The sequence below is a fragment of the Citrobacter freundii ATCC 8090 = MTCC 1658 = NBRC 12681 genome, from assembly GCF_011064845.1.
In the GTDB taxonomy this organism is placed as follows: domain Bacteria; phylum Pseudomonadota; class Gammaproteobacteria; order Enterobacterales; family Enterobacteriaceae; genus Citrobacter; species Citrobacter freundii.
On record NZ_CP049015.1, the window covers coordinates 3,096,523 to 3,106,877 of the forward strand.

Genomic DNA, 10,355 nt, shown 5'->3' on the forward strand with positions numbered 1-10,355 from the left:
AATTAGCGTCCTCGCAGTCCGTCGGCCAGACGCTTACTGTTGCGAACAGAAAGCAGCGTCAGCAGCGTGCGCCAGTTCATCCGTTTGTTGCGGATCTGATAGAGGGTAAACAGCTGATATTTCTTGCTGGCCCGGTCAAATTTGCCTTTGTGCTTGCGGTAAAACTGAAAGTAGCCGGAGAATTTATTTGGCGATGAGGTAATGCGCATCTCACCGTGATTCACATGCAGGATCTGCGTTGCCTCCTTGACCTTCCACGGTTTGCCATACGCCACCACCATGCGCAGGAAGATGTCGTAATCCTGCGCCGCTTTCAGCGTGGTATCGAACAGACATGCTTTAAACCGCCATGCCCAGGTAAATACCTGATTACCAATGATGTTGCGCTTATAAAACCTGCGGCGTGAATAAACGGACTTCGGATAGAGCGGCAGACTGGTCGGCTGCGAATACACTTCGCCCTCACAGACATAGTCATTGGCATACAGAAACGCCCGCGTGACCAAATGATGGCGATAGTTGAGAAATACACTCAGTCGGTTCGGCGTCCATTCATCATCATCATCAATCCCCGTAATGTATTGCCCGTTGGCCTGCATAATGGCCTGATTACGCACCGCACAGGCCCCGGAGTTGGTGGGATTATGCGTATACGACACGCGCGGATCGTTGAGTTCCTCAACAAACTGCTGCAACTGCTCATATGAGGAAGAGCAATCATCCACAATGATCATCTCCCAGTGAGGATAGTCCTGCCGCAACACCGATTTAATCGCCCGAATGGCCAGCTGCTGGCGGTTCCAGGTTGGCATGTAAATTGAAATTAGCGGGTTTTCTGTGGTCATTTTCGTTTCCAAAAAAAGTTGCCTGATGGCACTACGCTTATCAGGCCTACATTCGATATGCGTTGCTGTTAGTTATTTCGAATCCGACGTGTATTCGTATTCGTAGTAGCCGTAATCCTGATACCCGCTGGCGCGGCGGAAGATCGAGTTGAGGATCACCCCTTTCACCTGAATGCCATTTTGCTCGAAGCGGCCCAGGCTGGTTTCCACCTCTTTCAGCGTGTTGACCGCATAACGCGCTACCATCAGCGTGGTTCCGACGTGGCGCCCTACGATAGCCGCATCGGTCACCGCCAGAATTGGTGGGGTGTCAATCAACACCAGGTCATAGTGCGAACTGGCCCAGGCAATCAGTTCGCCGAAGCGCTCGCTCATCAACAGTTCGGAAGGATTGGGAGGAATTTGACCGCGAGGGATCAGATCAAAATGCGGAATCGATGTCGGTTTAGCGCTGGATGAAATATCCCCTTTGCCAATGAGGATCTCAGACAGGCCGTTAACATTATTGGTCCCCAGCAGTTCGTGGGTATAGCCTTTGCGCATGTCGCAGTCGATCAATAGCACGCGTTTGTTAGTCTGGCTAATAACTGCCGCCAGGTTAGCGCAGACAAATGTTTTCCCAATCGACGGACTGACGCCGGTCAGCATCAATACGTTGTTACGCGCCTGCATCATGGCAAAGTGCAGGCTGGTACGCAGGCTACGGACCGCTTCTATGGCGAGATCCGTTGGATTCCCCACGGCCAGCAGTTGGCTTTGCTTGTAGCGTTTCACACCTTTAATGGTCTGAACGTTATCACGCGCTTTTTGCCATTCAGACAGCGGAATACTGGCATACACGCTGATACCATGCTCTTCCAGCGCCTGGGGGCTTTCAATACCGCGATTAAACAGAGAACGCAGCAGTACGCCCACCACGGAAAGCATTAAACCGAGAATGATACTGCCGAGAATAATCAGCGCCGTTTTCGGCTTCAGCACGCCAGGCTGGGCAATCGCGGGATCGACAATGCGCACATCACCGACCGTACTGGCCTCGGTAATCTTCAGTTCCTGTTGCTTGTTCAGCAACTGCATATAGACCTGCTGACCGGACTCCACATCACGCGTCAGGCGAACAATTTCCTGCTGTGTTTTCGGCATCGCCGTTACACGCCCGTTCAGCTTACTTTTCTCATCTTCCAGCGCCTGGCGTTTTTCCAGCAGCGTGCGGTACGCCGGGTGCGCTTTGGTGAACAGCTTGGAAATCTCCGCTTCTTTAAAGGTCAGTTCATTCAGCTGCGCGTCGATATTCACCATCGAATCCAGCACCGCTTTGGCTTCCAGCGGCAAATCCACGGAGTCTTTATCCTGACGGAAGGCGTTCAGCTTGTTTTCAGCAACATCCAGGTGGTTACGCACTTCGGGCAACTGCTTGGCCAGAAACGCCAGACTTTTGGCGGCCTCTTCGGATTTACGTTCCACGTTTTGTTGCAGATAGTTACGGGTAATACTGTCGAGGATCTGGCGGATTTGCTCGCGGTCTTCACCGGTAAAAGTCAGGCTCAATACACCGGTATCTTTGCCTGTTTCCGCCACCATCAGATTATTTTGCAGGGTGTTTATCATGCCCAGCGTGGAGAATTTACGGACGGTAAATTGGCTCTCCGGGCTGGCATGAATCGCCTCAACCAGCATCGTCACGCCATCGTGTTCCAACACCTTGCCGACTTGCCCCCGAACGCTAAAACCCCCGTCACTCACCAGTTGATAACTTTTGTCATTCAGCACATTGAGCGTGAAGGTCTGTTCATTCATTGCCTTTGGCAGCGTGAAGGTAGTCACATTAACCGTTTCGTTCTGACGGCCCATCAGCCGGTCCCAGCCCGCGCCAAAAATAGGGAACGTATCTTTGGTAACGCCGATATCGAGGTTGAGATCGTCTACCGTTTTCCCTAATACCAGTCGTGACTGAATGAGCTGAATTTCCGCTTCCGAGGCCGGGGGTTTGTTCGACAACGCCGAGCCAATATCCTGCACCAATGAATTTCCAGTATTTTGCTCAATTTGCACCAGCGCGTCCGCACTATAGATGGGGGTGGCGAACAGTGTGTAGACCGCGGCACACAATGCAAAAGCCGCGGTAATGCCAAGTACCCACCAGCGGGCTTCCACCACCGTTGCGACCAGACGACCAATATCGATTTCATCATTGCCCGTTACCGGCGCAGCAGACTGTTTTACTTTTTCTGTCATCGTTTTCCCTGCTCTGCGTTCAGTGCCTGAGCCCATTGGCGGGCAGACCGTTCAAGTAATGTGTACACCGCGTCAAACGCATCACGGCTTTTACGATATGGATCGGGAATTTCGCGCTCGCTGTCCCAGTGACCAAAAAGCATCACTTTGCCGCGCATCTCCGGCACCATTTCACACAGGGCAGAGATATGGCGCTTTTCCATGGCCAGGATCAGGTCATACTCCCGGCACATTTGTCCCGAGATCTGCCGGGCACAATGATTATCCAGTGACAGGTTGTGCGCCTGCGCCACACTAATGGCGCACGGATCCGCGCCTTTCCCCACCAGCGCCCCAAGACCGGCAGAAGAGACCGTCAACGCCGGGTGAAATTGCCTTAACAAGCGCTCTGCCGTCGGAGAACGGCAAATGTTCCCCACACAGACAACTAAGATTTTGTTAAACATGACGATTACCAGTTGTGAAGGTCGCTGGCCGTGTCCGTCATATAGCGAACACCGCTAATAGTCGGCAGCAACTGATTGATCAAACGGTTCCAGCGAGCAACCGGCGCAGTAGTGACGTACACCACATCGTATGGCTGGAGTCGGAATGATGTTGCCATCACCAGCGACGTCGCATCGGACATATCAAGCTGATAGATATTGGCGATCTTGCCGTTGTTCCCGCCCTCGCCTTTCAATGGCCGAATAACGAAAATACCGCTGGCATTGGAGGTGGTCAGGTCAATACCTTCGGCATTGCCCAGCGCTTCGGTAAGCGTCATGCCACTGAAGTCCATTTTGAGGGTGCTCTGTTTTTTCACTTCCCCCATTACAAAGACTTTCAGATCGTCATTACGCGGGACAAACAGAATGTCGCCCGGATAGAGCAGTCGGTTCTGGCTCAGGTCGCCATTTTGCATCAGTGCTTGCAGTGAAATGCGTTGCTCCTGCCCTTTATGAGTCAGCACAACGTTGCGCCAGTCTGCCGCTTCGGTGAGACCGCCAGCGGCGTTAATGGCATCGAGAATGGTAAGCGGCACGTTGGTGATGGCCTGCTGACCGGATTTGTTCACCTGTCCGGAGACATAGGCCTTCTGCGAGCGGAAAGCGGCGATATTAACGTCCACCTGCGGGTCAGCAATGTACTTCGCTAAGCGCCCGGTAATATCACTACGAATCTCTGCCAACGTTTTCCCTACCACGCTGACTTTGCCGATGTAGGGGTAAAACATCGTGCCATCAGGTTGCACCCAGTTACCGGTATCGCTTGAGCTACGGTACTGCCCGGCTGGTGTGGTGAGTTCAGGATGGTCCCAGACTGTCACATTCAGGACATCCCCCGGACCGACCCGGTACTGATACCCGGCAATCTCCTGGTCCAGCGACATATTAGGTTGTGCAACATTTGGTCGAGGACGTAATTGTTCTACCAGTCGTGGGGTGAGTGGATAAACATTCACCATGCGATCGATATCAAAATCAGCGTCCTGCTGTTTAATCACATCTTTGCCCATCGTAGACATATTGCTGCCCGGAAGCACGGTACAACCGTTTATCAAGATTACCGATACCAATACTGGTATCAATTTAAGTTTGGATTTCATCATTGATTATTTATCACTTTGGCAGAGTAATTATCACATGCAATCTAAATAGCGACTTCGCCTGTACGTATTTACCTTGCCGTTAATTGAAATGGAATTTAACTGGCATCAGTCCTAAAAAAATGAATTCATCTGCGGTCTCTTGACAGAATAATTTAGGCTTGTTTCAGGCGACCAGACACGCTACCGCCCCTGGCTTCACTAGCTACCAATGCACTGATTAATTTAAATTTTTATCTTCTCCTTTATTTTCATCACATTTACAGCGGCAACGCATCGGGAATACGTGCCACTGGTTAATGAGGAAATATTTATCTTTTGATTATTACCGCAAGAATTGTTGCAGCTAAGCGAATATCAGGCAAGAAAACAAACCACCAATACCAAGCTTTTAAGATTAATATTAAGCGTTGGATTTGTATATTTTTAGGATTTTATTGATGTTGACAATATTGATATAAAAACATCCCACCTGCGATATTTCCTAAATATATCTAGATTAATGAAATAATTTCCTGTAGTTACATTAAGGCTATTATCCTGCATCTGTTCTAATATAATCGACAGAGAAATCCCCTCTCGCCATTGCATTTTTCGCCAGTTTTACCCATGATCGAATTGTGACAATTGTCATACAACTATGGGTATAGCATTTACTATGGAATGGATTGCCGATCCGTCAATCTGGGCCGGACTGGTCACGTTAATCGTGATCGAACTTGTTCTTGGCATTGATAATCTTGTTTTTATTGCCATCCTCGCGGAGAAACTACCTCCTGCCCAGCGGGATAAGGCGCGTATTACCGGGCTACTGCTGGCGATGGTTATGCGCCTGCTGCTGCTGGCATCAATATCCTGGCTGGTAACACTGACCACGCCGCTGTTCAGCATTCGCGATCTCAGCTTCAGCGCCCGCGATCTGATCATGCTGTTCGGCGGTTTCTTCCTGCTGTTTAAAGCCACTATGGAGCTCAACGAACGGCTGGAAGGAAAAGACAGCGACAATCCCACCCAGCGTAAAGGCGCTAAGTTCTGGGGTGTGGTCGCGCAGATCGTGGTGCTGGACGCCATATTCTCTCTCGATTCCGTCATTACCGCTGTTGGGATGGTCGATCACCTGGCCGTGATGATGGCTGCGGTGATTATTGCCATCAGCCTGATGGTGCTGGCGAGCAAGTCGCTGACGCGCTTTGTCAACAGTCATCCAACTATCGTTATTCTGTGCCTGAGCTTCTTGCTGATGATTGGTTTTAGCCTGGTGGCCGAAGGGTTTGGTTTCCATATCCCGAAAGGTTACCTGTACGCGGCCATCGGCTTCTCGGTGATGATCGAAGCATTGAACCAGTTGGCTATTTTTAACCGTCGTCGCTTCCTCTCAGCCAACCATACTCTGCGCCAGCGCACCGCCGAAGCGGTAATGCGGCTGCTGAGCGGGCAAAAAGAAGATGCCGAACTGGATGCCGAAACCGCGGCAATGCTGGCGGACCATCATGAAGGTCAGATTTTCGCGCCTCAGGAGCGGAGGATGATTGAACGTGTGCTGAACCTTAATCAGCGTACCGTCAGCAGTATCATGACCTCGCGTCACGATATTGAACACATCGACCTCAATGCTCCCGAAGCAGAAATCCGCGCCTTACTGGAAAAAAACCAGCATACGCGTCTGGTGGTCACTGGCGAAGACGGGCAGGAAGAACTGCTTGGCGTGGTGCATGTCATCGATTTGCTGCAACAGTCTCTGCGCGGCGAGCCGCTCGACCTGCGCGTCCTGATTCGCCAGCCGCTGGTGTTCCCGGAAACTCTGCCGCTACTTCCGGCGCTTGAGCAGTTCCGAAACGCCCGGACGCACTTCGCGTTTGTAGCCGATGAATTTGGTTCCGTCGAAGGGATTGTGACGCTGAGTGATGTGATGGAAACCATCGCCGGCAATCTGCCAAACGAGGTAGAGGAAATCGACGCCCGCCATGATATTCAGAAAAACGCCGATGGTTCATGGACCGCTAACGGGCATATGCCGCTGGAAGACCTGGTGCAGTACGTCCCTATCCCATTAGATGAAAAACGTGAGTATCACACCATTGCCGGGCTTTTAATGGAATATTTGCAGCGCATCCCAAAAACCGGGGAGGAAGTCCAGGTTGGCGACTATCGGCTAAAAACCCTGCAGGTGGAAAATCATCGCGTGCAAAAAGTCCAGCTGATACCGCTACACAGTGAAGAAGAGATGGATTACGAGGTGTAAGTCACGAGCCGGATGGGGCATTAGCCACCATCCGGCAATATGAATCAGAGCTTATCCAGCAACTTTTTAACATCTTTGCCGTTGCGGGAATCTTTATTGCGATCGGCCCAGTCATTCAGGCGACGTTTTGCTTCATCCTGCAGATGTTTACGCAAAAGCTGATCAACTTGCAGACTGTAGTTCAGTGACTGCCATTGACCATAGACTCTGAGAGGAACCGGGGTGGCCTTCAGGAAATTAATCAACTTACTTTCGCCATCCCAACCGCCCAGCACGCGAATGTTAAACAGCGTGTCGCAATTCTGCTTCACCAGATCTAACGTTCCTTTGCCGGTCAGTGCCAACATAGCGGACTCCCCTACCATGTTATCCAGCGTCACCTCACCGTTATCCAGCGTCATATCGGTTACAAAACGATCCAGACGGGTCACGTTCTCCATATTTTGCTGGGCTTTAGCATCTCCACCGCTACGCTCGACGGCCTGCTGTATCATCTGCTGGAAGTTCATCCCTTCCATTCGCGTATCGTTCATTTCGACATGGGCCTGCCCTTGCCAGCTGTGACGAAACGCCTGGGCGTCAATATCCGAGCCGGAAAAATCCCCCGCCAACGACAGCTTGCCGATGAGTGCGATGGGGTAATCAAAGGCCTTCAGAATAGTGCCAATTTCAACACCTTCCAGGCGCGGATGAAATACCGCTCGCGGTTCTCCCTTTCTGGCATCCAGCGTACCGGGCAATGAGATCAGCCCGCCATCACTTTTTCCCTGCAACTGTGCAATGTTCAGTAAACCGAACCGGTTGTCTATTTTTGCCGAGACATTCTCAAACGCCATTTTCCGCCACAGCACCTTGTCAGCCTGCAAAGCGATGTCTGCCGAAAAACCCTTGAGTCCCTGATACGAAACAGCATCAACCTGGGAAGCAATAACGGGGCGCGCCAGCGTTGACTGACTCTGACCTTGCTGAACTTCACCTTTTGCTGTCACCGCTGCGTCATGTTGTACGAGCAGGTTATCCAGATTGAGCTGACCAAATTTTAGGTCAACGGCCCATTCCGGTTTTTCCAACAAGGCCACATGCGCTTGCCCGGAGAAAGAAGAGTCATTAGCGGTCAAATTTATCTGGCTAAATGAAAGCTGTTTTTTCTCTTCCAGCCATTGCGCCTGAAGATGTCCCTGACCGTTGATCCCCTGCGGCGGCAGATCGGCCCCCTGCAGTTGCCAGCTTAACTGTTCAATATTCGCAGATAAGTTGTGCGGATAATCGGAGGCATCGACCGTACCGTTAAAGGATAACGCGAGATCGCGCTGATCGCGGTTCACACGCCCGGAGAAATCAAACGTGCCGCGGTGCTGGCTATCTTGTTCCATCTCCAGACGAATATCGCGAACGGTAACCTGTTCATCGTCTTCATGTTGGAACACCAGAACACTGTCGGCAACACGCAGACGGGCGATATCAAACGACCATCCTTTGTCTTCCGCCAGATCGGGCAACATATTGTCTTTTGGGGCAACGGGTGCATCTTTGCCGCGTACCGCCTCAGTTTGCGGGGTCAATTGAATCACTGCGCCTTTGAGCATCACCTGCTTCACGCTGAGCTGGTGGCTCAACAGCGGCCACAATGCAACGTCGAGACGCATATTATCAGCACGAACCAGGGGTTCGCTGGCGCCTTCAGCCGTTAACATCACTCGCCCTGAGAGGATACTCAGTTGCGGCCATACGTGCCAACGCAGGGGGCCATCCAACTGCAGCTGATACCCGCTACGTACGGCAACCTGCTTGACCATATACGCGCGGAAATCATTCGGATTCACCAACAGTACTAACGCAGAAAAACCGGCCACCAGCACGACCAGAAGAATCATCAGCGTCGTCAGAAATCGTCTCATGCTATCCCCAATAGACTGATAAACACTCAGTCTTTATCGATCCGGCTGGCAACGGCGCCCTGCTGGTCGCGATATTTCGCATCCTGACGACGGTTGTAGGGTCGCGCTGCCGGACCGGAAAGCGGTTCGAAACTTAACGCGCCAATCGGCATCCCCGGACGCAGAGCCAGCGGTAATTTTCCGGAGTTGTAAAACTCCAGTACGATACAGCCAGACCAGCCCGGATCGATACGGTGAGCGGTGACGTGTACCATCAGTCCCAGACGAGCCAGCGAAGAACGGCCATCTAACCAACCGACGAGATCGGAAGGCAGTGTCACGGATTCGAATGTTACCGCCAGTGCAAGTTCCCCCGGATGCAGGAAAAAGGCTTCGCCGTCTTTGAGGACGATTTCATCACTCATCACGCGATCCAGCGCGGCGCTGACTTCATCTTTCGGTCCGCTTAAATCGATATACGCCGCCGTATGACCGCGGAACGTACGGAATTTGTTGCCAAGGCGCACATCTACCGTGGCGCCATTGATTCGCTCGACAGGAGGGCGTGGATTGATCGACAGGCGACCTTCATCCAACCAGGCTTCAATATCTCGGTCACATAAACGCATGGCACTTTCTCCTTTCGTGCTTCAAACCCTTAATGCCAGGTGCGTTAAGGGTGAACCAGGTTATCACTGAACGGTACACAATTCGCTGAACTTATTCAAAGAACTGACTGATTTTAGCCTTCAGAATATCGATGGCGATGCGGTTTTTACCCCCGCGCGGCACAATGATGTCGGCGTATTGTTTTGAAGGCTCAATAAATTGCAGGAACATTGGCCGGACGGTTTTCTGGTATTGCGCCATCACCGAATCCATTGAACGACCACGTTCGTTCACATCCCGCTTGATACGGCGCATCAGGCAAATATCCAACGGCGTATCAACAAAAATAGAGAAGTTCATCTCGTCACGCAAACGCGCATCCGTCAGCAGCAAAATGCCTTCCAGGATGATGACTTTCTTGGGTTCGATATGAATAGTGTCTTGCGTACGCGTGTGCTCAACATAGCTATATACCGGCAGCTCAATGGCGGAGCCGCGTTTCAGCGCTTGCAGATGTTGAAACAGCAGGCTGTGGTCCATCGCGTTCGGATGGTCGTAGTTGGTTTTTACACGTTCTTCCATCGACAGATGGCTTTGATCTTTGTAATAGCTGTCTTCGGGAATAACGCCAATATGTTCGTCACCGACTTGTTCACGCAATTCGCGATAAAGAGTACTGGCAATAAGGCTCTTGCCGGAAGCCGATGCGCCGGCAATGCCGATAATGACGCACTGATGGGACTGATCAGTCATAAATTTAGCGACCTGATTAACCTGGATGTAAGGAAGGGCGGCGCCGAAACGCCAAACGCGGCAATTATAGGGATTTCAGCGGCGCGATGCCACCCCAGGCTGCACCAATGCTGTCCCTGTCGCAAATTAAAATGGTCAGATTTAGAACAGCCGCTATATTTATTCACCTGCCTTAGGAATTAATAGCTTGGGAGTGTTAATTTATG

At 51.4% G+C, this 10,355-nt stretch carries 8 protein-coding genes; 1 reads left to right on the forward strand and 7 read right to left on the reverse strand.

What is annotated here, in order from left to right:
• Positions 1-2 precede the first annotated feature (2 nt).
• The 4 genes from wcaA to G4551_RS15160 form a co-directional block, all read right to left on the reverse strand.
• The gene (gene wcaA / locus G4551_RS15145; RefSeq protein WP_003841790.1) at positions 3-845 is read right to left on the reverse strand and encodes a colanic acid biosynthesis glycosyltransferase WcaA; all 843 of its coding nucleotides are present in this window, start codon (positions 843-845) and stop codon (positions 3-5) included.
• A 72-nt stretch (positions 846-917) separates the two neighbouring features.
• Positions 918-3,080: a tyrosine-protein kinase Wzc gene (wzc, locus tag G4551_RS15150; protein WP_003841788.1), complete on the reverse strand. Its 2,163-nt coding sequence runs from the start codon at positions 3,078-3,080 to the stop codon at positions 918-920.
• Positions 3,077-3,526 (reverse strand): low molecular weight protein-tyrosine-phosphatase Wzb, encoded by a 450-nt coding sequence (gene wzb / locus G4551_RS15155; RefSeq protein ID WP_003841786.1) that lies wholly within the window; start codon positions 3,524-3,526, stop codon positions 3,077-3,079. The genes wzc and wzb overlap by 4 nt, the downstream gene beginning before the upstream one ends.
• Before the next feature lie 5 nt (positions 3,527-3,531).
• Positions 3,532-4,671: a polysaccharide export protein gene (locus G4551_RS15160; RefSeq protein ID WP_003841784.1), complete on the reverse strand. Its 1,140-nt coding sequence runs from the start codon at positions 4,669-4,671 to the stop codon at positions 3,532-3,534.
• Between the two features lie 655 nt (positions 4,672-5,326).
• On the opposite strand from G4551_RS15160, the gene G4551_RS15165 reads away from it, so the two are divergent.
• A complete protein-coding gene (locus G4551_RS15165; RefSeq protein ID WP_003841782.1) occupies positions 5,327-6,910 on the forward strand; it encodes a TerC family protein in 1,584 nt (527 codons plus the stop codon).
• Positions 6,911-6,954: 44 nt separating this feature from the next.
• Here G4551_RS15165 and asmA read toward each other — a convergent pair whose 3' ends face one another.
• The 3 genes from asmA to udk form a co-directional block, all read right to left on the reverse strand.
• Positions 6,955-8,808, reverse strand: a complete 1,854-nt coding sequence (asmA, locus tag G4551_RS15170; protein WP_003841780.1) for an outer membrane assembly protein AsmA — start codon at positions 8,806-8,808, stop codon at positions 6,955-6,957.
• Positions 8,809-8,834: 26 nt separating this feature from the next.
• Positions 8,835-9,416 carry a dCTP deaminase gene (gene dcd / locus G4551_RS15175; protein WP_003036774.1) on the reverse strand — a complete coding sequence of 194 codons (582 nt, stop codon included), beginning with the start codon at positions 9,414-9,416 and terminating at the stop codon, positions 8,835-8,837.
• A gap of 91 nt (positions 9,417-9,507) precedes the next feature.
• Positions 9,508-10,149 carry a uridine kinase gene (gene udk / locus G4551_RS15180; protein WP_003841777.1) on the reverse strand — a complete coding sequence of 214 codons (642 nt, stop codon included), beginning with the start codon at positions 10,147-10,149 and terminating at the stop codon, positions 9,508-9,510.
• Positions 10,150-10,355 lie beyond the last annotated feature (206 nt).